This is a genomic window from Photobacterium sp. BZF1 (assembly GCF_014349205.1).
Taxonomy (GTDB): Bacteria; Pseudomonadota; Gammaproteobacteria; order Enterobacterales; family Vibrionaceae; genus Photobacterium.
This window is the reverse complement of the sequence record NZ_JACSOF010000114.1, coordinates 1-21,733: the sequence shown is the minus strand read 5'-3', so window position 1 is coordinate 21,733 and position 21,733 is coordinate 1. Positions and strand designations below refer to the sequence as shown.

The 21,733-nt window shown below is 50.5% G+C and carries 15 protein-coding genes and 1 pseudogene; 12 read left to right on the top strand and 4 right to left on the bottom strand.

Features of this window, described 5'->3' with window-relative positions:
• Positions 1-382, top strand: a pseudogene (locus tag BIZ37_RS21600) (TetR/AcrR family transcriptional regulator); the annotation flags it as partial.
• Positions 383-486: 104 nt separating this feature from the next.
• Here BIZ37_RS21600 and BIZ37_RS21595 read toward each other — a convergent pair.
• A complete protein-coding gene (locus BIZ37_RS21595) occupies positions 487-1,557 on the bottom strand; it encodes an AI-2E family transporter (protein ID WP_187463267.1) in 1,071 nt (356 codons plus the stop codon).
• Between the two features lie 743 nt (positions 1,558-2,300).
• Here BIZ37_RS21595 and BIZ37_RS21590 point away from each other — a divergent pair.
• The 4 genes from BIZ37_RS21590 to BIZ37_RS21570 all read left to right on the top strand — a co-directional run bounded on the left by BIZ37_RS21590 (position 2,301) and on the right by BIZ37_RS21570 (position 7,959).
• The gene (locus BIZ37_RS21590; protein ID WP_187463266.1) at positions 2,301-4,331 is read left to right on the top strand and encodes a DUF885 family protein; all 2,031 of its coding nucleotides are present in this window, start codon (positions 2,301-2,303) and stop codon (positions 4,329-4,331) included.
• Between the two features lie 512 nt (positions 4,332-4,843).
• The gene (locus BIZ37_RS21580) at positions 4,844-6,007 is read left to right on the top strand and encodes a glutathionylspermidine synthase family protein (RefSeq protein ID WP_187463265.1); all 1,164 of its coding nucleotides are present in this window, start codon (positions 4,844-4,846) and stop codon (positions 6,005-6,007) included.
• A gap of 339 nt (positions 6,008-6,346) precedes the next feature.
• Positions 6,347-7,345: a DUF3187 family protein gene (locus BIZ37_RS21575; protein WP_187463264.1), complete on the top strand. Its 999-nt coding sequence runs from the start codon at positions 6,347-6,349 to the stop codon at positions 7,343-7,345.
• Positions 7,346-7,503: 158 nt separating this feature from the next.
• Entirely contained in the window at positions 7,504-7,959 is a 456-nt protein-coding gene (locus BIZ37_RS21570; protein ID WP_187463263.1) for a glycine zipper family protein, read from the top strand.
• 61 nt (positions 7,960-8,020) lie between these two features.
• Here BIZ37_RS21570 and BIZ37_RS21565 read toward each other — a convergent pair whose 3' ends face one another.
• Positions 8,021-8,956, bottom strand: coding sequence for a LysR family transcriptional regulator (locus tag BIZ37_RS21565; RefSeq protein ID WP_187463270.1), 936 nt, complete (start codon positions 8,954-8,956; stop codon positions 8,021-8,023).
• A 250-nt stretch (positions 8,957-9,206) separates the two neighbouring features.
• Here BIZ37_RS21565 and BIZ37_RS21560 point away from each other — a divergent pair, with 250 nt between their 5' ends.
• Together BIZ37_RS21560 and BIZ37_RS21555 are read left to right on the top strand one after the other, a co-directional pair.
• Complete coding sequence (locus tag BIZ37_RS21560) at positions 9,207-10,193, top strand: HlyD family secretion protein (RefSeq protein ID WP_255526855.1); 987 nt, start codon at positions 9,207-9,209, stop codon at positions 10,191-10,193.
• Between the two features lie 3 nt (positions 10,194-10,196).
• A complete protein-coding gene (locus BIZ37_RS21555) occupies positions 10,197-11,768 on the top strand; it encodes a DHA2 family efflux MFS transporter permease subunit (RefSeq protein ID WP_222939775.1) in 1,572 nt (523 codons plus the stop codon).
• 173 nt (positions 11,769-11,941) lie between these two features.
• Here BIZ37_RS21555 and BIZ37_RS21550 read toward each other — a convergent pair whose 3' ends face one another.
• The gene (locus tag BIZ37_RS21550) at positions 11,942-12,586 is read right to left on the bottom strand and encodes a MurR/RpiR family transcriptional regulator (protein ID WP_187463261.1); all 645 of its coding nucleotides are present in this window, start codon (positions 12,584-12,586) and stop codon (positions 11,942-11,944) included.
• Positions 12,587-12,760: 174 nt separating this feature from the next.
• On the opposite strand from BIZ37_RS21550, the gene BIZ37_RS21545 reads away from it, so the two are divergent.
• The 5 genes from BIZ37_RS21545 (at position 12,761) to def (ending at position 20,043) form a co-directional block, all read left to right on the top strand.
• Positions 12,761-14,170, top strand: coding sequence for a PTS fructose transporter subunit IIC (locus BIZ37_RS21545; protein ID WP_187463260.1), 1,410 nt, complete (start codon positions 12,761-12,763; stop codon positions 14,168-14,170).
• 121 nt (positions 14,171-14,291) lie between these two features.
• Positions 14,292-16,991 carry a glycoside hydrolase family 38 C-terminal domain-containing protein gene (locus tag BIZ37_RS21540; RefSeq protein WP_187463259.1) on the top strand — a complete coding sequence of 900 codons (2,700 nt, stop codon included), beginning with the start codon at positions 14,292-14,294 and terminating at the stop codon, positions 16,989-16,991.
• Positions 16,991-18,706, top strand: coding sequence for an alpha-amylase family glycosyl hydrolase (locus BIZ37_RS21535; protein ID WP_187463258.1), 1,716 nt, complete (start codon positions 16,991-16,993; stop codon positions 18,704-18,706). Before BIZ37_RS21540 ends, BIZ37_RS21535 begins: the two co-directional genes overlap by 1 nt.
• Before the next feature lie 10 nt (positions 18,707-18,716).
• Positions 18,717-19,346 (top strand): fructose PTS transporter subunit IIA, encoded by a 630-nt coding sequence (locus tag BIZ37_RS21530; RefSeq protein WP_187463257.1) that lies wholly within the window; start codon positions 18,717-18,719, stop codon positions 19,344-19,346.
• Between the two features lie 154 nt (positions 19,347-19,500).
• Complete coding sequence (def, locus tag BIZ37_RS21525; RefSeq protein WP_370577455.1) at positions 19,501-20,043, top strand: peptide deformylase; 543 nt, start codon at positions 19,501-19,503, stop codon at positions 20,041-20,043.
• An 88-nt stretch (positions 20,044-20,131) separates the two neighbouring features.
• Here def and BIZ37_RS21520 read toward each other — a convergent pair whose 3' ends face one another.
• Positions 20,132-21,652 (bottom strand): cytochrome-c peroxidase, encoded by a 1,521-nt coding sequence (locus BIZ37_RS21520; RefSeq protein WP_187463256.1) that lies wholly within the window; start codon positions 21,650-21,652, stop codon positions 20,132-20,134.
• Positions 21,653-21,733 lie beyond the last annotated feature (81 nt).

Below are 21,733 nucleotides of genomic sequence, written 5' to 3'. Positions count from 1 at the left end.
GGTAAGGCAGGGAGATGTGCTGATGGATTACTTCTTCGATAGTAATGGCGAACTTGAAAAGCTAGTGAACGAAGTGGTCGAACGCTGCAACAAAGATTTCCCCACCACACCAGTCAAGGTTTGGGAAATGAAATGGCAAATGATGATGTATGCCCATGGCGCGGCCAGCATGAAACCTTTTTTGCGCGAGACTTGGGAAGTTGAAAGCGAAGATCAATGCCTGCTGAACCATTGGCAGCTGTTCAACCAAACCATGGCCAACCAACTCAATATCGCCCCAGAACAAATGCTCCAGCCAAACCAACTGTCGGATATTCTTATCGAACTGCCTTGCGAATGGGGTTGCGATAAAGAAGAGAAAGATTCAGAAGAAGCGAAATAATCGAGGCGATATAACATCCATCCGCCTCGATTGGACAGACAAAACAAAAAAGGTCAATACCCGAGAGTATTGAGCTTTTTCTCTATATGTTAATGCCTGAGTTCTTAAGCTGTTGCTGCTACCGGCAGTGCCGCTTGGGTAACTTCTTGTTCGGTGCTGTCTGCCTGCTCTAACCAAGTCATCAGTAGTTTATAGCCTAGACCCAGAACCACCGCACCAACGAACAACCCGATAATACCTGACATCATCATACCGCCCAGTGCACCCAGTAGAATGACCAACATCGGAATATCTACACCACGGCCCATCAACATTGGTTTCAGTACTGCATCACTCGCACTTACCAGGATACCCCACACTGTAAACAGTACCGCAACGGTTGTTGTCTCTACTGCGAACAGGTATGCCATCACCGGACCTAGAACCAAAATTGGTGGTAGTTGGATAATCGCCAGAATCAATACCGCAAGCATCCACAAACCTGTTGCCGGTACACCTGCAACACCCATACCCAATCCAGCCAATACCGCCTGGATAACCGCAACACCAATTACGCCCTGAACCACACTGCGAACTGTTGCAATTGAAAGACCAACATACTCTTCACCCTTGTCACCCAACAGACGCGAAACAACTTTGTTCGCCATCGCCTTACAGCGTCCTGCATTGCTCATCACCACACCTGAAATCAAAATTGAAATGATGAACTGAACAACACTGCCACCTAGGCTACCAACCGCTGATAAACCACTAGAAACAAAAGCTTTTACTTGTGGCGCATACGTTTCCAATGCACTTTCAAGGTTGGTCGCCGATAGGCTCCAGGCTTTATGCAGCGGCTCACCGACAACCGGAATTTCCGCTACCGATGCCTCTGGATGAGGGATCACCAAAGTGCCTTCCGTTACCGAGGTGGCAACTTCCTGGGTAGTGCTGAACACCGCACCGGAGAACCATATTGTTGGTACCAGCAAGGCTGCAAGCGCCACTAGCGTCACCAACATACTCCCCTTGCCCTGGGAGAGCGAAAAGCGTTTCATCAACCCTTTGACCAAAGGCATCAGGGCGATGGCAATAATGGCCCCCCAGACTATGGGTAATAAGAAAGGCTGCAAAATTTGGTAGCAGAAGTACACCACCAGCAGCAACAACATCGCTTTAATGAATGTATCCATTGAGCTTTTGCCCGGGAGTGTTACTAGGAATTGTTGAGCATTCACAATCTACCTCACAAATGGCTTTTTATTAACTGATGGGCTCTCGCCCTGACTTGGCTAAATAGTAACCACTTCGATGTCGGTAGACTTACCATTTCACGACAGGCGCAGTATTTTGCTCGCAAAGATAATTGTTCACTTATTCATCATTTAGATTTTTTACTCTAAATAGATCGCATACTCTTTCTCTTGCATTCCTTCGGGATGTTAGTACCCATTACGTGAAATTAGCGTCCGCCATTGGTACAAAGGTCTCTTTCCCTCCTACCATCACTAACCAACGAATTGAAGAGACCTTTTCTTTCCTACTTCATCATGTGCTCAAGCGAGCAACTTCTCTCTTTATAAGCATCTACGCACTCATTCATTCCCAAAATGAATACTTTTCGCCACCGAAAGAGCATTTTTACACCAAACCATGATCTTGAGCCCAAACACAGCCAAATCTTGCTTCGAGCAAACATTCACCTAGACGCACAACTATGCATGCAACACTCTAGCTTTATAGGAAAATTCATTGCTAAAAGAATAGAAAGACACCACTTACCCATATCAGAACATTATGCAAATTGCGCATAAAAAAACAGGCGATATTGCCGTGATCTGCCTCTCAACACCCTCACAGATAAAACCTTTACCCTCTTAGCATCCCACGGGATAACAACAAAACAAGATACGATCAAATTCTATGAGGGAATATAATGAAGACTAACAAATTGCGCCCTATTGCCCTTGCCATCATGACTCTAACAGCTCTTGCCGGCTGTAATGATGAAACCACCTACGTCGAGCAACCCAAACAAACTGAAGATCCCGCTCGACAGATGCGCTCTGTGTTTGACGACTACCAAGAGGCCATCAACACCCTGGACAGCACCGAGTTCGGCCAGGTCACCGACCAGATGGCAAGCTCTCGCCAGGCTGTTGACCGTATGTATCTGGACAAGCTAGAGAGTGTTGACCGAAGTGCGTTATCTGACGAAGATAAAATCTATTACGACACCTTCCAGTTTGACCGCAATATCGCAATCCGTGGCGCATCACTACCCAACCCACGGTTCGGTAACTTCGATATCCCGATCACCCACTTCTACAACTACATCGATTGGAATGCCACCACAGCTGGCGCAGTCCAAAAAACGCCAGAAGATTACCAAAAACACCTTCAAGTGATCCGGGAGTTCACCGCCTGGACCAATAACCTACACTCGCAATATGCCATGGGAATTATCGATAAGGCCCGTCTACCTATCGTGCTGACCAACCGCTTAGTAGAAAGTACGGAAAAAGCCCTGGTCGTGGGTAGTGACCCTTATGGTCTTCTTCGCTTGGGTTTGCAAGACATCGAGAGTCACAGCAGTCAATATGACAATAGCTTTATCGCTGAATATGAAAAAGCGACAGACGATGCCGCCAATGCTGTTAGCAGCTTAGTTGGCTTCCTCAAGACTGATTATGTTAATGGTGCCCGAGGGACAGGCTCAGTAGACGATACCAATATCGGCTGGGGCGACCTGCCGAACGGTCAGGCTTGGTACCAATGGCAGTTGGACCGCAACAGCACAACTGGTAAACCTGCTATGGAATTGAGCCAACTTGGCGAGGATCTGGTGGCCGATGCCAAGGCCGAAATGATCCGCGTGGCCGAACTTGTGGTCAAAAAACGGGGTGCAACCCCAACCGCTGACTGGCGTGATAGCAATAGTGGCATTGTCAGTGAGAGGCAATTCAACCTGCTGGATCAAAACGGCAATATCAACCTCAATGAGTTCTTCGACTACCTCAACACAGAACAGTTCTTCTTTGGCCGTGATGGTAAGAATGTCTCCGGTACTGAATATGCAGAACTTTGTCAGGCAGCCTCCGACCAAAGCGCCTGCGAATCTGCCCTGGTCGATTACAACACCTTCAAGCATGACGCCAACGACGTTGTCGCCAAATACTTCAAGCCAATCAAGACCGATTACACCATTGTCCCTATCCCTGCGAACCGCGAAGGGTATGACGGGGTTGGCTCATACGGTAACAACGAGTTCAACCTTAACACCAACCCGAATTACAGCCTGCAAAAATGGAATGTCTCAACGCTATTGCTGCATGAAGCCGCACCAGGGCACCACTTCCAAAATGCCTACTCAATTGAATACCCGCCAGCGGACAAACCTGATTATATCCAGAACGTCTGGTACACCGCCTATGCCGAAGGCTGGGCGCTCTACACTGAGTGGCTAGGACTGGAGATGGGCATATATGGCGAGCTTAACGAGGGGGGCAAGCCAACGTTCGTTAATGCCACCGGTATGTGCAAACTCGATCTCGACTACACCACCTTCCAAGGCGGTATTTATACCGATGCGGAAGAGTGCAATGCCTTGCAATACTTCGGTAGCCTCAACGAAGCCCAGCTTCGCAATATGCGCTTGGCCGTTGACACGGGCATCCACGCCAAAGGCTGGAGCATAGAGCAAGCCCAAGACTATATGGATGCCAACTCCGCACTAGGTGATGGTGACATTGAGTCAGAGAGCTACCGCTACGCGGCCTATGTCGGCCAGGCGGTTTCATACAAATCTGGCTTCCTAGTGATCAGGGAAATGCTGGATAAGGCACAGAGCGAGTTAGGCGGCCAGTTCGATTGGGCTGCCTTCCATGACCAGTTATTGAAATACGGCGATCAACCAATGGAGGTGGTTGAAACCAGTATTGAGAACTGGATCAAAGCTCAGCAATAAATCAAAGGAGACGGTTGCCTGTCCGCTTGCGGGCGGGCAGCAGTTCAACAGGAGGAGCAAAAGAGAAAGGAAAAAAATGGGTAAGCACCAAGTTAAAGCAAAAGGTTGGCTGGCCAAGTGGCTTACTCAAGGAACGGTGAACAATAACTATTTACCAGTAACTTACCCGAACGATTATTTGTAGTGATGTTAAACCTTACAGGTACGAAGCATGCAACCTGAATTTAACGGGGGCTACTATACCCCGCGCGACAGACAAAAATGTGACATACATCAATCTAGCTCGCGTAAAATATGTACAGGAGATGTAGTGTGTAACAAGATGCAAATTGCGGTAAATAAATACCTTAAAGCATCAGTTTGTTTATATTTTAACTCATCCACCTGCTGTACCCTCCCCCAGCCAAACTGATAGTGCCCCATCTCTAAATTTTCGTCACTACTGCCTTAATTTCGCTTCATCCCATGCGATACTGGGCAGCAATGCCTCTTCGAACGGTTCAGGAAAGCACATGTTAAGGATCAACAGCAAAGAACGCCCCCATTGGCGAGAGCTTGCCAAAGAATATGGCTTCGGCTTTCACACCATGTACGGTGAACCCTACTGGGATGAAACTGGCTATTACCAGTTCACCCTGCAACAGATTGAACTTGACCTAGAAGATCCCACCGAGGAAATCCACCAGATGTGCCTCGAAGTTGTCGACGAGGTCGTCGCTAACGAATATTGGTTGCAGCGATTCCAGATCCCAGAGGCGATGTGGCAACCCATCCTTGATTCATGGCGCAGTAAAGAACCCTCACTCTATTCCCGGCTCGACTTTGCCTATGACGGCACCGGCTTTGCCAAGCTGTATGAAAACAATGCCGACACACCAACCTCACTCTACGAAACCGGTTTTTGGCAATGGCTATGGCTTGAAGATATGGTCAACAGCGGGGCAATCCGCCGCGATGCCGATCAGTTCAACCTCTTGCAGGAACTGCTGATCGAGCGCTTCAAGACACTTTCTCGTCAGCAACCGGGCCAGACCCTTCACTTCTCTTGCTGCAAAGACACCGTCGAAGACAGGGGCACGGTGCAATATATGGAAGACTGCGCCAAGGAAGCAGGGCTATCGACATCATTTGTGTTTGTTGAAGATATCGGCATCAACGGCAAGAAAGAATTTACTGATATGAGTGATAAGCCCATCCGCTGGATGTTCAAACTCTATCCGTGGGAATTTATGCTGCGTGAAGAGTACGCCAAATACCTGCCAGCCAATGCCATCAACTGGCTGGAGCCAATGTGGAAATCAGTACTGAGCAATAAAGCCCTGCTTCCCATGTTGTGGCACAAGTTCAAGAGGCACCCGAACCTACTACCCGCCTATTTTGCCGATGACCCAGGCCTTAGTGACCTCAAGGACTATGTCATCAAGCCAATATTTGCCCGTGAAGGGGCCAATATCACCATAGTAGAAGACGGCAAGCAGACCTTACGTGTCGATGGGCCTTATGGTGATGAAGGGGTGATCTACCAGGCTTACCACCCTCTGCCAAAATTCAACAATGCCTATACCCTGATCGGCAGTTGGCTGGTCGACGATCAGGCCGGCGGGATATCCATCCGCGAAGACCGCTCGCGGATCACCCAAGATATGTCGCGCTACCTACCTCACATCATTTTGTAAGCTCAAGGTTTGTCAAAAAAGCTGTAAAAATAGCCAAAGAAGAAGACTTCCTTGGCTATTTTGGCATTTCATCGATGTTGCTACCGCTTTCTGCCATCGACGAAAGGTTATCCCGTTCAGAATCCTTTGTACCCAGTTAGGGGGGTGATATTAGTTCCGTACTGTTTAAAACAACAAAATGTACCAGAGTTGCTCCAGCGTACCCCTTTCGGGGAGCTATACTGAGTACTTAATATCTTGAAAACCTTTGTATTACCTTGTTACATATTCAGCGCAGAGACAGCAAGATTGCGTATAACAGCGGTGCAAAGGACAAGATTACACCTGCATCGGCACCCTATGGATAAAAACAATAAGCAACATTCAGTATTTATTGCTGTTACTCTCACCCTTACTTTTAGTGGCCTCGCTGGTGACGCCCAAGCCAGTAACGAGCAGCGCTTTGCCGATTATGGCCCACTGAAAACCTATGCCCAATCGCCCCTGCAATCGAATGCGTTAACACCGTTGGTCAGATCGGGCTTTAGCCATGCACCTGATACTGTCGAGCTTTATGCTACCGGAACCATTGCCAGTGTCTGGGCCCACACCGAAGACTACAGCGCCGATTATTACCAAAACGACCTTTCGATTGGCGGCTATTGGCAACTGAACAACCAATGGGCTTTGGAGCTTGATTACACTTGGCGTTTTGCCGCCAACAACCGGTTAGATACCTTGACCAAGGCTTTCCACGATTGGTTCGGGATCGGCCAAAATGGCCGCGATGAAGTGGATGACCACTCCTTTGATATCTCGGTCCCGCAGTACGGTGTGGAGATCCATGACTTCGAAGGGGAAACCATCAGCAATGCTTTCTCTCTCTATTCCAGCTACCAAATAGTAGAGAACAAGCACCATGGCTTATCCGTTGGCGGGTCACTGTACTTCAACTATGTCGGTAGCGGACCTTTCAAAACCAGTAACTTCGAGCAAGCCCTACAACTTAATTACAGCTACCGGACCGGAAAACACAGTATCTACACTTTGCTTGGCGTTTCCTACCGCCATAATGACGAAGTGCTGGCCCAGATAAAATACAACAAATTCGCTTTTGCCACTGGCGTGAGTTATCAGTACCAAATCAGCCCCAAGCACCGCTTTCTCACCGAGGTCCATGTGTATGAAGGGGCCAGCGATGCGACATCGGACTTGAGCAAGCCGTCTACTGAGTTCTTACTTGGGTATCGTTATCACACCAAGCGTGGAGCGGTCGAGTTGTCGATGATCGAAAATGTCTTCAATATGGATAACAGTACCGACATTGCCTTTACTGTCGGTTACCGTCATCGTATGTAGACAACAATATTCAATTTACATTGTAAATATATCCGACAAGCTGATCGTTATTTACTCTATTAGCATTAGGATACAAAAAATAAAAAACACTGTATTGAAGAGCATTGATTTTCCCCCTACCATAGCGGCCAACTTTCTTGGCCAGTGAAAACAGACCTGTGAAAAATATCGCCCTGCTAATCTGTACCGCCTTACTTTCTGCCTGTTCATACAATGCAGCACCCGTTGTTGGTTCCCATGACAAAACCCAACTCGAGTATGAACAAGACTTGGCAGAGTGCCGCCAGAAAACGCAAGAAGTTGATAAAGGTGAAGCTGTTCGAACCAGTGCTACCAATATGGCACTGATCGGTACTGCCGCAGGTGCGCTTGGCGGCTTGCTGACGGATGATGTCGGTATGGGCGAGAGCATGGTGTGGGGTCTTGCGCTTGGTGCCGGTACCGGGGCGGCAGTTGGCTCGGTCAAAGCGACCCAGACCCAGTCTTTGGTGTTGCGCCGCTGCATGGAGCTCAAGGGCTATGAAATCCTTGATGCCGAAGTAGATGATTTAGCCAATGTCGAGCTTGAATCCGAACCAGAGGCAAGCATCGAGCAACAACTCGCTTCAAACTAAATCAGGTTAGATTTAACTCACGGGTCTCGTTCGAATACATGATTGACTTCCCTGCACCGGACTAGCGCGGCTCTGTGCTAGCCGCTGTGCCCGGGGATTGCTTTTTCACCCTCTGCTCAAACTGCTCTACCAAAAAATCCACCAGCACCCGCAGCCTCTTTGGCATCAATTTCCGCTGCGGGTATACCAAACTGACCGGCACCAGCGGCATATCCCATTGCGGTAAAAGTTGAATCAACTTACCTGAGGCAAAGTGTTCACGGCAAATAAACTCGGGTAGTACGGCTATACCTAACCCATCCAAGCACGCCGATAAAGAAGCGGTAATGGTGTTTACCTTCAACCGGTAAGGCAAATCAATACTGACCTCCCCCCCTTCATGCATCAGGTGCCAGTTGGGCATTTTCACAGCCTTGTTGTGGATCTTGATTTGATGATGCGGCGGCTTGAGATCTTGAGGGCTCGTGATCATACCGTATTGCTCAAGGTATTCCGGGCTGGCTGCCAGTACCCGGCGGGATTCCGTGAGTTTTCTCGACACCAGGCTGGAATCACCCAGCTCGCCAACCTGGGCATAAAGGTCGATCCCTTCACCGATGATATCGACTTCGCGGTTGGTCATTTCTACATGCAGGGAGACATGCGGGTATTGTTTCAAAAAGGCATTGAGAAAGCCGCCCATCACTTGATGGCCCAATTCCACTGGCATCACCACATATAGCCTGCCACGGATCAAATCCTGATTAGCACTGACTTCCAATTCGGCCTGGCCCATGATTTCCAGCATCTGCACACACGATTGATAAAAAGCTTCCCCTTCCGGCGTCAGGATCAAACTTCGGGTCGAGCGCGTGATCAAGCGCACACCCAGGTGTTCTTCCAACTCGGCAACTTTTCGGCTGACTGTCGATTTAGTCATATCCAGAGCGTCAGCAGCTTGGGTAAAGCTGCCACAATCAACAACTTGTGAATAAATCGCTACCGAATTCAAGTCCATCACAGCCCAGCCTTTTTTGATTAGTAAGATTTGTGCAACAGTGTTTCCCTTTTTTCTTATCTTATCAACCAATCCAGATCATTTACAATTTGAAACACTTTCCAAAAGCCAATTCTTATAAGACATAGAGGGTAAAATGGCCGATCATCCCCAAGCGCCTGCAGCAGCCAATTCTAACCAGTCACCAACCGCACCTGCGGCACTTCCCAAGCGAAATAAGAAAAAAGCACCATTAATCGCTACCTTGATCATGCTTTCGCTCGGCGCACTCGGCGCTGGCTACTGGTTTGGCTATGGCCAGTACTTCGAATCGACTGATAATGCCTACCTGCAAGGTGATATCACCAATATCAGCCCCAAAGTCGGCGGCTACATTACCGAGTCTTTTGTTTCCGATAACCAGCAGGTCAAAGCGGGCGATCTGTTGGCCAAAATCGATGACCGCGACTTTGAAGCAGCATTGGATCAAGCCAAGGCTAATTTAGCCGTAAGTCAGGCGGCCATCGACAACCTCCATGCCCAAGAGCAATTACAAAAGACCCAAATCCGCCAGGTCGAAAGCCAAATTTCCTCCGCAAAGGCCGAGTATGACCGCGCCAAGCAACAAGTCGCCCGCACCCGCAGCCTGCTCAAACGCAACTACTCATCACAGGATGAGCTCGATAGCATGACCTCGCACCAGAAGGTGACGGCAGCCCAACTCGAAGAAGCTAACGCTAGCTTCCAGGGTGCCAAAGATCAGCTTGTGGTGATCGCCAGCCAAATCAAACAGGCCGAAGCCGCAGTCACCGAAGCGCAGGCGCAACTAGAACAGGCCGAACTCAACCTTGCCTACACCAATATCTATGCGCCTGTTGACGGTATCGTGGGTAAACGCAGCCTTCGTGTTGGCTTATATGTCCAACCGGGTATGCCATTGATGAGCTTGGTGCCCACTACCAATGTATGGATTGAAGCCAACTTCAAGGAAACTCAGCTAAGCGGGATCCACAAAGGCCAAAACGTTACCGTCGAACTGGATGCTTTCCCCGACCAGCCATTACAAGGTGTAGTCGATAGCTTCTCTCCGGCCACCGGTGCGAAATTTGCACTTTTGCCGCCTGAAAACGCGACCGGCAACTTCACCAAGATAGTCCAGCGGGTACCGGTAAAAATTACCATTCCTGATCCAAAGGCTCTCAAAGGTCGCTTGATCCCCGGCCTATCGGTGGTAGCGACCGTTGATACACGGGGCTAAGTCATGGGCGCTGATATCACAACCAACCAACAGCAACAGACTCAGGCTGTTGAGAGCGAGGCGCTCCATGTGCCCCGCCGCCATTGGATCGCCTTGTTCGGCGGTCTAATTGGCGCGTTCATGGCGATCTTGGATATCCAGATCACCAACTCCTCGCTCAAAGATATTCAAGGGGCACTGTCTGCCACTCTGGATGAGAGTTCGTGGATCTCCACCTCCTATTTGGTGGCAGAGATGATTGCTATACCGCTCAGTGGCTGGCTGTCGAAAGCCCTCGGCAAACGCCGCTACCTGACTTGGACCACGGCGATTTTCACCTTGTCATCCTTTTTGTGTTCGCTTTCTTGGAACATGAGTTCGATGATTGTCTTCCGTGCCATGCAGGGCTTTAGTGGCGGAGCCCTGATCCCCTTGGCGTTCTCGCTGGTTATCCAGCTATTGCCAATCCAGAAGCGTGCAGTCGGTATGGCACTGTTCGGTGTTACGGCCACGTTTGCCCCGTCCATCGGACCGACGTTCGGTGGCTGGCTGACCGAAAACCTGTCATGGCATTACATTTTCTATATCAACATCCCGCCGGCGATTTTGGTCATTTCCATGATCCGCTACGGCCTCGATGACGAACCGCTAAACCTCGGCACCTTGCTCAAAGCCGACTGGTTCGGGATTGTCACCATGGCACTCGGGTTGGGTTGCCTGGAAGTGGTATTGGAAGAAGGTAACCGCGAAGAGTGGTTCAGCTCGAGCTTTATTGTCACCCTAGCGATTATCTCGGGTGTCAGTTTGGTGTACTTCATCATCAATGAACTGCAACACGACAGACCTCTGGTCAACCTGCGGCTATTGCGTGAAAGGCAGTTTGCCATGTCATGCCTGGCCTATCTGATCCTCGGTATGGCACTGCTGGGCTCTATTTATGTCCTGCCGCTGTACCTGACCCAGATCCAGCGATACAACGCGATGGAGATCGGTGAAGTGCTGATGTGGATGGGGTTCCCGCAGCTGTTGCTGTTCCCCATCGTGCCCAAGCTGGTCCAGTTCATCAAACCTAAGTACTTGGTGACATTTGGCTTTACCATGTTTGGCCTGAGCTGCTACGTCAACACCCATATGACAGTGGATTTCGGCGGACAGCAACTAATCCTCTCTATGGTACTACGTGCTATCGGGAGTCCGTTTATCATGGTGCCGTTGTCTCTAGTGGCAATGAAGCACATCAGCAAAGCAGACACGCCGGATGCATCGACCCTGACCAATGTCATGCGTAACCTCGGCGGGGCATTCAGTATCGCGATTATCGCCACATTGCTCGACAACAAAACCCGGGAGCACCTCGGGCACATCAAGGAATCACTACCGAGTGTCAGTACCAATGGCTGGCAGCAGTTGCTGCAACAGAGTGATTTCTTCATCAAGGCAGGTAGCGATGCCAGCACCGCGATGCAGCAGGCTCAGGCTACACTGTTAACGACCATGCAGCGCGACGCCGCCATCATGGCCTACAACGATGTTTTCCTGATGATGACCGCCTTCCTGGCTTTCGCCGCAGTGCTAATCATGTGCATGGATGATTAGAAAGAACCCCTGCTTTGCAAGCGATCAGATGGTCAGGCAACCTATCGGGAATGATTTCAAAACCTACCCGCCATGGACGGCGGGTTGGAGTTACATGGATGTACTCGCACGTTTTTGAAATTATTTCCGGTTGGTTGGCAAAACAGCAGGTGGACTAACAGTTTTACGCCTATCTACGTCAGCAACTGCTCTCCCAATTTATCCACTACCTCGAGTATATGCAGCTGGCTCTCGCGGCTGTACAGCGAGATCCCATCTATCTGCTCTTCCAGATTCACATTGAGATGGCTAATTTGGCTCAAGGTCGAACCTCGTAGGCTAATCGAGAATACCTTCATACCTTTGCGCTTGGCGTTGTGGGCCATGTCCACCACCGCGTTGGTTTCTCCCGACTTGCTGATCAGTACCAAGATACCCGCGTTTGCCATGGTGAGCTGGTGAATATCGGTGATCACCAAATGGGGAATATTGGCGAGGGACAAGAAACGCGACAAGTAATTTACACTGACAATCGATGCACCGCGGGAGTAAAGGTAGACCACATTGGTGGCCTTGAGGCCGGATGCCAGCTTGGCAATGACGGCCTGATCTTGCCCTTCATCTTCCGATGGCGAGCGCTGGCCGGCCAAGTCTGCCGCTAGCTTGTAGCGCAACTCGGTATAGCTGGCATAACCCATTTTCTTGCACACCCGGTTGACCGAAGTCGTGGTGGTCAACGCCTTGGCTGCTATCTCCTTGGCCGAGATCTCGCCCAATTGCTTGGCGTGGCTAATAATAAATTCATAGATAATGCGTTCGGTCCCACGGAAGGTATTCATGTAATTGATGTCATCACGTCATTGGATGGGCGTATTTAATCGCGAACAACGGATGAAAATCCGTGAGTAAGCTCTCAAAAGTATCGTCATACGCACCTTGTACCAAGAAACCATAACGCTTGCCGATCGCCGCTTTTTATACTGTCCACAGTTTAGAACAATGGATATGAAACCATGGCGAAGAAAAAACTGGTCGCAGTAACGGCTTGCCCAACAGGTATCGCCCATACGTTTATGGCGGCAAAGAAGATTCAGAGCTGGGCTGAGAAGCAAGGCTATGAAGTCAAAGTAGAAACGCAGGGCAGTGACGGGGTCAAAAACAAACTGACCGCCCACGACATTGCCAGTGCCGATGCTGTTGTACTGGCTGTCGACGTACCGATTATGGATATGGATCGCTTTGACAATGCCAACCCGCTGCAGGTGCGTACTCAAGAATTGATCAAGCATGTCGATGTCCTGCTGCCGGAAGCCATGAAAAGGGAGAAAGACAAATCTGATTCCGGCGCTGTCCTGCCAATCCAGGAAAAACGCTCTGCCTACCAGGTGTTCATCGGCCACATCATGACCGGCATCAGCTACATGCTGCCAGTTGTCGTGCTCGGTGGCCTGCTGATGGCCGTCGCCAAGATCACCGGTGAGTTCGTTGATATCTCCGGTACCCCGGTCGAAACCCTAGACCGCCTTGGTTTCATGACCATCAAGTTCATGTACCCAATCTTCGCCGCCTATCTCGCCTACTCCATTGCCGGCAAGCCCGCGCTGGTCCCTGCCTTTATCGGCGGGGTGATGAGCGACGAGGTCTACAAACGCTTCTTCGGTATCGAAGTATGGGCCCCTTCGGGCTTCTTCGGTGCCATTGCCATCGGTTTCTTGATTGGTTATCTGGTCCGCTACCTCAACGACACCATCAAGGTGAAGTCCGAACTGACAACCTTGAAAACCATGCTGCTGGTACCGCTGATCAGCGGTGTCGTGATGGTGCTAACCATGGAGTACGTGATCAACCCATTCTTCGGTGCAGTCAACATGGCAATGGTCAAGCTGTTCACCGAGGCTGGTGACGCAGGCCGTGGCATTTACTCGATGGTGATTGCTGCCGGTACCGCCTTTGACCTGGGTGGCCCTATTAACAAAGCGGCTGGCTCGGTTGCCCTTGGCCTTAACGGCATGGGTGAAAACTTCGACCTGATTGCCCGCGAACTCGGTATCGTGATTCCACCTATCGGTGTCGGTATCGCTGCCCTGCTTGATGGCAAATTCCGCCCGCGCGTATTTAGCCGCGAAGAGCAAACCGTCGGCAAAACCTCGTTGATGCTCGGCCTTATCGGTATCTCGGAAGGGGCTATCCCGTTCATTCTGAAAAACCCGAAAATGATCCCGATTATGATCCTCGGCTCGATTATCGGCACCCAATTGGCCGTCGTACTGAATGTATGGCAAAGCCTGCCACTGCCAGCAGTGTGGGGTTGGTTCCTGTCCTCTGATCCGGTGAGCTACACCATCTCGGTCATTGCCGGCTCAAGCTTTATCGCCATTGCCTTGCTGCTTTGCACCAAACCACAGCCCAAAGGCGCTCACTAGCCACAGAGCTAGTTAATAAACCCGTTACAGCAGGCTTCCTATACGGCGAGCTGCAAGAAATATAGGGGGTGGTGAACTCTGCCCCTGTCATACCGAATTAAACCAAAGAAGAGAAGTCAGCATGGCTAAAGTGCATGTTATTCCCCACACCCACTGGGACCGTGAGTGGTACTTCACCCAGCAAGACAGCGATGTGCTTGCTACCTATAATTTCACCAAGGTTATCGAGACACTGGAAAGCCAGTCGAGCTACAGCTGCTATCACCTTGATGGACAATCAGCCATTGTTGAAGACTACCTAAAAGTAATGCCGCACATGCGCGAGCGCATGGCAAAACTGGTCAGCGACAAACGCTTGTTCATCGGTCCTTGGTACACCCAAACCGATACTTTCAACGTTGCTGGCGAATCGATTATCCGTAACCTTAAATACGGCATGCATGTCGCCGAGCAACTTGGCCACAGCATGACGGTCGGCTACCTGCCAGATACCTTCGGCCACAATGCCCAGATGCCAACCCTGTTCAAGGGCTGCGGAATTGACAATATCATCTTCTGGCGCGGTATCGACTACGAACAACAAGTCGAGCGTTCAAACTTCTTCTGGCAGTCACCGGGCGGCGACGACATCATCGCCTACAACCTGGTGCACGGCTATGGCGCGGCGAAAAATATCGTGGCCGAGCCTGCCCACCTCGACAACAAGATTTTCCCTATGGTCGAGAAAATCAAAGCCCTTGCCGGCTTGGACGAGGTACTGATCCCATCCGGTGGCGATCAGGTCAATATCGACCCTAACTTGCCAGACACCCTCGCCAAGGCGACCGAGCGCAGCTCTGCCGGTGACACCTATGTGATTTCGTCGATGGAAGACTACGTCGATTACCTGCGTCACAACAGCAGCGATTTCGACACCTACAGGGGTGAATTCAAGATCCCGCGCTATACCCGAATCCATAAAACTATCGGCTCGGTGCGCTACGACATCAAGAAACTCAACTTCGACATCGAGCAGTTCCTGCTGAAGAAACTCGAACTGGTCATGGCGATTGCCAAGGCGCACGGTATCACCGTCCACACCGAACTGGTCGATATCGCCTGGAAGAAAATCATCGAATGCCATGCCCACGACAGTATGGGTGGCTGTAACAGCGATGCCACCAATGCCGATATCATGCACCGCCTCAAGCAAGCGGAGGAGATCTGCCACGGCCTGTATAACCTGATCGTCAAGGATATTGCCAGCCAGGTGTGTGATGAAAGCGAGGTTATGGTATTCAACAACCGTATCAAACCGTATTCCGGCATCGTAGATATCGTGGTATTCAGCACCTTTGCCGATATTACGCTGGAGCAAAGCGGCCAAACGGTAGTCACTGAGTTAGTCAAACGCGACACGCTCGATGGCGGCAAGGTTATCGAAGTTACCAAGGACGGCGAGAAAGAAGTCCCAGTCCCGCCATATTACCGTTTCGAGCTCAAAGCCAAACTCAATGCTATCCCAGCACTGGGCTACCAGACCCTGCAAGTTTGCGAAGCAAGTACGATGAGCATAGCCAACATCGATACCTCAACCCAGATCGAAAACGATCGCCTGAGCCTTGGTTTGGATAACGGCGAGCTAACCCTGACTGACAAACAAACCGGTCGTACCATCACCAACCTCATCCAGTTTGAAAACCAGGCCGATGATGGTGACTCCTATGATTTCTCACCGCTGGAAGGCGATACACCACTTTACTCCCAGCCGCTGTCACTGCTTGGCAGCCAGCGCGGTGAACTGATGCAGCAAATGACCCTGCAAAGCCGGATTTTGGTACCGCACGACTTGGAAGACCGTCGCCAGGGCGATGCCAACAGCGAAATCGTATTCAAGTTGACGTTCACCCTGCATCACGGCGAGCGCAACCTGCAAGTCGACATTGACACCATCAACCATGTCAAAGACCACCGGGTAAGGGTACTAATCAACAGCGACATTATTACCGCTAGCTCTATCAGTACCTTGCCGTTCGCGACTATCGAGCGCCCGGTTGCCCCAGTGCTATTTGACGCTGAAGAAAACTGGCGTGATCGCTATCGCGAATGTCCTGTCGATATCGAAACCACTGAGGGTGCTGTTGCCATCACCAATGGGTCTGCCAACCAAAGCAAAACTCAACAAAATAAAGCCCTTATCATCAACGGTCGCGGGATCAAGGAATACCAAATCCTCAAAAACGCCCACAACAGCCAGCACGATAAAATTGCCCTGACCCTGTTCAAGGCAGTTGGTTACCTAGGCAAGGATGATCTGCTGTGGCGTCCGGGGCGTGCATCGGGGATCAACAACACCGTGGTATACACGCCAGATGCCCAGTTGCAGCAATCCATGCGCTTCAGTTTTGCCATTGCCATGACAGAGACGGCATCACACCAGACGATCCGCGAACTGGAGACCGACTACCTCAACCAGCCGTTTTGCTACCAGAGCCAACGTCTCAACAGCTTTGAGAACCGCCTCGAACGCTTCCAGGTCCGCTTTGATGCAAAGCCAATGGCCAAACAATTTAGTCTGCTGAAGATTGAAGAAGAGCTTGAACTGTCGAGCGTGTCGCACTCTTTCTACGATGACAAAGCATTGGTTGTGCGCCTATTCAACCCAACAGACCAAGCCATCACCTTGGATATGTCGCAATTCGACAGTTTTGCCGATATCGCCATCGTCAACTACCGCGAACAACTGCTTGCCGGTGCCGAGCCTGTTGTTGCCCCGAACAATACCATCGACCTGCGTGTGATCTGCGCGGTTGCTACAACCTCAGACAAGGAAAATTGCTAATGTTTGCCCAGACTATTACCCAGAAAGTAGCCGAAATTTACGGCCAAGAGCAAGCGCCGCAGATCACCAAGCAGATCCTTGCGCTTATCGACAAATGGCAGGGTAAGGCCCCTGCCTACCCAGCCTGGGTGGACCAGACCACCAGCTACCTGATCACCTATGGCGACAGCATCAGTGAGCGCGGCAAGCCGACTTTAGCAACCATGAAAGCGTTCGCCGACAAATACCTGAAAGGGGCAATCAGCAATATCCATATCCTGCCGATGTTCCCGTACACCTCGGACGATGGTTTTAGTGTGGTTGACTACCGCAAGGTTGATCCCAACCTTGGCGATTGGGACGAGCTCAATGCCCTTGCCGAAAACTTCAACCTGATGTACGACTGTGTGATCAACCATATCTCCAAGAGCAGTGATTGGTTCCAGGGTTATCTGGCCGGCGATGAGCGCTACCAGGATTACTTCGTCGAATCTGACCCTAGCCTGGATTACAGTAGTGTCACCCGTCCCCGTGCCCTGCCGCTACTGACGCCGTTTACCAAAGCCAACGGCGACATCGCACACGTCTGGACGACCTTCTCAGACGACCAGATCGACATCAACTTCGCCAACCCACAAATCTTGCTGGAAAGTATCGATATCTTGCTGATGTATGCAGCCAACGGCGGCCGCTCTATCCGTCTCGATGCGATTGGCTTTATCTGGAAGGTACTCGGCACCAGTTGTATCCACCTACCTCAGGCCCATGACATCATCAAGCTGTGGCGCCTGGTACTGGATATCGCTGCCAACGGCACGCTACTGATCACCGAAACCAATGTACCCCATCCGGAAAACGTCGCTTACTTCGGCGACGGTGACGAGGCCCATATGGTCTATCAGTTCCCGCTGCCACCACTGACCCTGCATGCCTTCCTGTCACAGGACAGCACAGTGTTGAGCCAGTGGGCCAAAGGGCTAACCCGTGAGGCGATGGATAACCTCAGCGCAGGGCGCCAGACCACCTATTTCAACTTCCTTGCCAGCCACGACGGTATTGGGGTACGCCCTACCGAAGGGATCCTGACCGATGCCGACCGCCAGTTCATGTGCAGCGAAGTGGAACGCAAGGGCGGCAGGGTCAACTACAAGCACAATGGAGATGGAACCCAGTCACCGTACGAGCTCAATATCAACTACCTCAGTGCGATCACCGAGCCAAGCGACACAGATCATGACAAGGCACGCAAATTCCTTGCTGCGCAATCTCTGTTGCTGTCGTTTATCGGCGTACCGGCGATCTACTACCACAGCTTCCTCGGCAGTGAGAATGACATTGCGGGCATGGAAACATCCGGCATCAACCGCCGAATCAACCGTGAAAAGTTCAGCCTCGGCGAATTGGAAGAAGAGCTCAATACCCAAGGTTCATTGCGCCAGCAGGTATACGGTGAAATGATCAAGCTGCTCAACCTTCGCCAGCAACACAGTGCGTTTTCACCGCTTTCCAAGCAAACCGTATTAAACCTAGGCAAAGGCGCGTTTGGTTTGATCCGTGGTGAAGGCGAAGAGCGCGTTACTTATGTTCTCAACCTGACCAGCCAACCCCAGCAAGTAAAACTGGCGCAGGGCGGGACCGATTTGATCAGCGGTGAAGCCTTCACTGCAGAGCCAACACTGGCACCGTACCAGTTTATCTGGCTGGCACCTAACGCCAAACAGCAGCATGAACAATAAGGAGCAGACCATGAAACTGGCCCAACTAACCTCACCTGATTTGATCATGCTCGATGCCGTATTCGATGACAGAATTACCGCTATCGAAACCCTGACCGATAAAATCGATCAGGCCGGCAAGCTGACTGACCGCCAGATGTTCCTTGATGCAGTGCTAAAACGCGAAGAGGAAGGCCCGACCGCACTTGGCGAATACCTCGCCGTGCCGCACGGTAAATCCGAAGCCGTCACCGAGCCGGTGTTTGCCTGCGCCTTTGTCAAAGACGAGTTGCAGTGGCAGGGCCTCGATGGCGACGAGCCGGCCAATATGATTTTCCTGCTGGCCATCCCGCCAGCAGAAGCCGGCTCGACCCACATGGAGGTGCTGACCACCCTAACCTCGTCACTGGTTGACGATGATTTCAGGGACCAGCTATTGGCTGCACGCACCCAAGCTGAGGTGATGGCGTTGTTTGGCGCAGGTGAACTAAATGGTGAAGATGACGCTGAGCAAGCAACCACCACCAGCCCTGATGCTGAACCGATCGCAGCGGCAGCAATGCAGGAACAACCGCAGGAAGAACCGCATAGCAGCAAAGCCTACCCGTTGGTACTGCTGGTTGGCTGCGCCATTGTATTCCTGCTGTTTGCGATGATGTAAGTTCATCAGACCAATCCCCCAACCAAAGCTCAAACCTATAAACAGGCTCTTCATAGAGCCTGTTATCTTTCAAATCATTACAATCAAATTATCAGCGCAGCCCTCTCGCCTATTGCCGCTTTTCCTATCGCCCTATAAGCTTTACGGAGAAACCGTGAAAAGGACTAGCACCATGGAAACGCTCACCATCGCCCAACTGGGTAACCCAGTGTTGCGCGAGCACGCCACACCACTGTCGGCTGCCCAATATCAGGAGTTCGCTCCTTTCTTCAATGCCCTTCAACTAAAGATGTTGGAGAGTAATGGCGTAGGTATCGCCGCGCCGCAGGTCAGCGAGTCCATCCGTGCGTTTATCGTGGCATCCCGCCCTAATCCACGCTATCCCGATGCGCCTATGATGGAGCCAACCCTGATGCTCAATCCGGAGATCACCTGGGCCAGCGAAAGCATGGAAAAAGACTGGGAAGGCTGCCTGAGCATTCCGGGGATCCGCGCCCTGGTCAACCGTCACTCTCACATTGAAGTGCGTTATGACACCTTGGACGGCAAGGAAGTCAAAACCCAGATGGAAGGCTTCATTGCCCGGATTTTCCAGCACGAGCTGGATCACCTCAACGGCATGGTATTCCTCGATAGGGCAGAAAAGGCCGATTACTACACCGAGGCCGAGTACCTCAAACTAACAGCGAAAAGCTAATGTTCACTGCAGCCCAATTATGTAAAAATACCCGAGTTACAACTATTGCAACTCGGGTACTTATACTGGTGCTAACTGGTTAGCTTAATTAAAAGCGACCAAACGAACTTCTCGCCCTATCTTCTAATCCACCAAATGGACCAGCCGAACTGCCATCATCCTCATGCTGCAAACGGCTTTCGTTAATAATATGCAAGCGGTACCTGCCAGGGGCCTGTACTGAACTCTCATCACTGAAAGTCTTTAGATAAGCTACAACAGCTGCTTCTTCTGTTGGTGTCAAACCAAGGTTACCCACACCGAAACCGGCGAAATTATCTGAGATTTCTGGCTCAGGCCAACAGTTATTGGCAATAGCATCTTCCACCTCTGTAATATGCGGCGCACATTGTGCTTTTATGCTTGCCGTATTATAGAAATGAACGAGTTGCTCTAAGCTCTTGAAATAACCATTATGGGTGTACGCTTTAACAAACCCAGCATGCGGGCGTTTGTCGACGTTACGCAGCGTAGGCACTTTATGTTCACCACGATGACCCGGGTTACCCGTTACCGCTTCCAGGCCAATATCAGCCGAAGGATCGCCGGGAATATTATGGTTCCTTGGTACACCAATGTTGAAGTATCTGTCATTGGTGTAACGCTCTAACTCTCCTTCACCAAGGTTGGTGAAATCACTGCGGTGGCAGAACGAGCAACGAGCCCCGCCAAATCCAGGACGATCAACACCAGGCCCGGCTAACCCATAGAATAAATCGTGACCATGGTTTTCCTGATCCGTAAAGTCATCCAATGGGAACTTACCATCAGCATCGTTTCTCAAGGCGATATCTCGCTTGGAATCAAAAGGATTGTTCTCTTTGGACATCTGCCAGGCAGAAAGGGCAATTGCAAAGCGGGCAAAAGTTCTATCAATTTGCTTCTTGCCACACTTAATCCCTGTGCCCCAAGCATACTCATACAGCTGATCGCCCCATATAGTTTCATCTCTGACTTGTTTACAAACAGCTTGCTTAGTTGGCAGAGCTTGCTCAACTGGATTGATAAACGGGCTGGCATGAGCCTGATCAGATAGTGGGCCTATGTACTTACGGTACATAGTTTCGTATTCATTTCCGACGCCTGAAAACGGATCGATATTATGAAATGCTTCAATCAAGTTACCTTCAGCCCGCCCATTCCAAAATGCCCCTCCACACGGTGCAGGGAAAGGAGCGCCTGGAGGAGGAGGACAAGCAACATCAAAATTAACCAAACCAGTGACTTCGAAATTTTCTTTGAGGAATTGTGCGTACTGGTTAGTCGGCGGCTTCAAATTACCGACGCCTACGCCATCTGAGCCCGTTACCGCTACATCGGTTTCATTTACAGATGAGTCCCCTGTGGTCCCCCCCGCATTACCAGCATGGCAAGTCGCACATGACATATTTTGGTTTAATGAGATATCCTCAAAGAAAAGCCGTTTGCCCAACTCTTCAAGGTACGTTAGTTCATCTGCTAGTACATTACTTGAAAAAACACCGGCACTCATGATGCCTAAGAGGATCGGGATAGATTTTTTATCTATTCCCTTTTTATTTGTTGTTAACCTAGCCAATTTATTACTCATCAATAAGCTCCAACTACTTATATTTTTATAATTAAAAGCAACTGACTTTAATAAAAAGCCAGTTTTTATTTAATTCAAAAC

What these genes read in the sequence shown, in the direction of transcription:
- BIZ37_RS21595 (WP_187463267.1), bottom strand. Translation starts at nt 1,557, where the DNA reads ATGGATACATTCATTAAAGCGATGTTGTTGCTGCTGGTGGTGTACTTC.
- BIZ37_RS21590 (WP_187463266.1), top strand. Translation starts at nt 2,301, where the DNA reads ATGAAGACTAACAAATTGCGCCCTATTGCCCTTGCCATCATGACTCTA.
- BIZ37_RS21580 (WP_187463265.1), top strand. Translation starts at nt 4,844, where the DNA reads ATGTTAAGGATCAACAGCAAAGAACGCCCCCATTGGCGAGAGCTTGCC.
- BIZ37_RS21575 (WP_187463264.1), top strand. Translation starts at nt 6,347, where the DNA reads ATGGATAAAAACAATAAGCAACATTCAGTATTTATTGCTGTTACTCTC.
- BIZ37_RS21565 (WP_187463270.1), bottom strand. Translation starts at nt 8,956, where the DNA reads ATGGACTTGAATTCGGTAGCGATTTATTCACAAGTTGTTGATTGTGGC.
- BIZ37_RS21560 (WP_255526855.1), top strand. Translation starts at nt 9,207, where the DNA reads ATGCTTTCGCTCGGCGCACTCGGCGCTGGCTACTGGTTTGGCTATGGC.
- BIZ37_RS21555 (WP_222939775.1), top strand. Translation starts at nt 10,197, where the DNA reads ATGGGCGCTGATATCACAACCAACCAACAGCAACAGACTCAGGCTGTT.
- BIZ37_RS21550 (WP_187463261.1), bottom strand. Translation starts at nt 12,586, where the DNA reads ATGAATACCTTCCGTGGGACCGAACGCATTATCTATGAATTTATTATT.
- BIZ37_RS21545 (WP_187463260.1), top strand. Translation starts at nt 12,761, where the DNA reads ATGGCGAAGAAAAAACTGGTCGCAGTAACGGCTTGCCCAACAGGTATC.
- BIZ37_RS21540 (WP_187463259.1), top strand. Translation starts at nt 14,292, where the DNA reads ATGGCTAAAGTGCATGTTATTCCCCACACCCACTGGGACCGTGAGTGG.
- BIZ37_RS21535 (WP_187463258.1), top strand. Translation starts at nt 16,991, where the DNA reads ATGTTTGCCCAGACTATTACCCAGAAAGTAGCCGAAATTTACGGCCAA.
- BIZ37_RS21530 (WP_187463257.1), top strand. Translation starts at nt 18,717, where the DNA reads ATGAAACTGGCCCAACTAACCTCACCTGATTTGATCATGCTCGATGCC.
- BIZ37_RS21520 (WP_187463256.1), bottom strand. Translation starts at nt 21,652, where the DNA reads ATGAGTAATAAATTGGCTAGGTTAACAACAAATAAAAAGGGAATAGAT.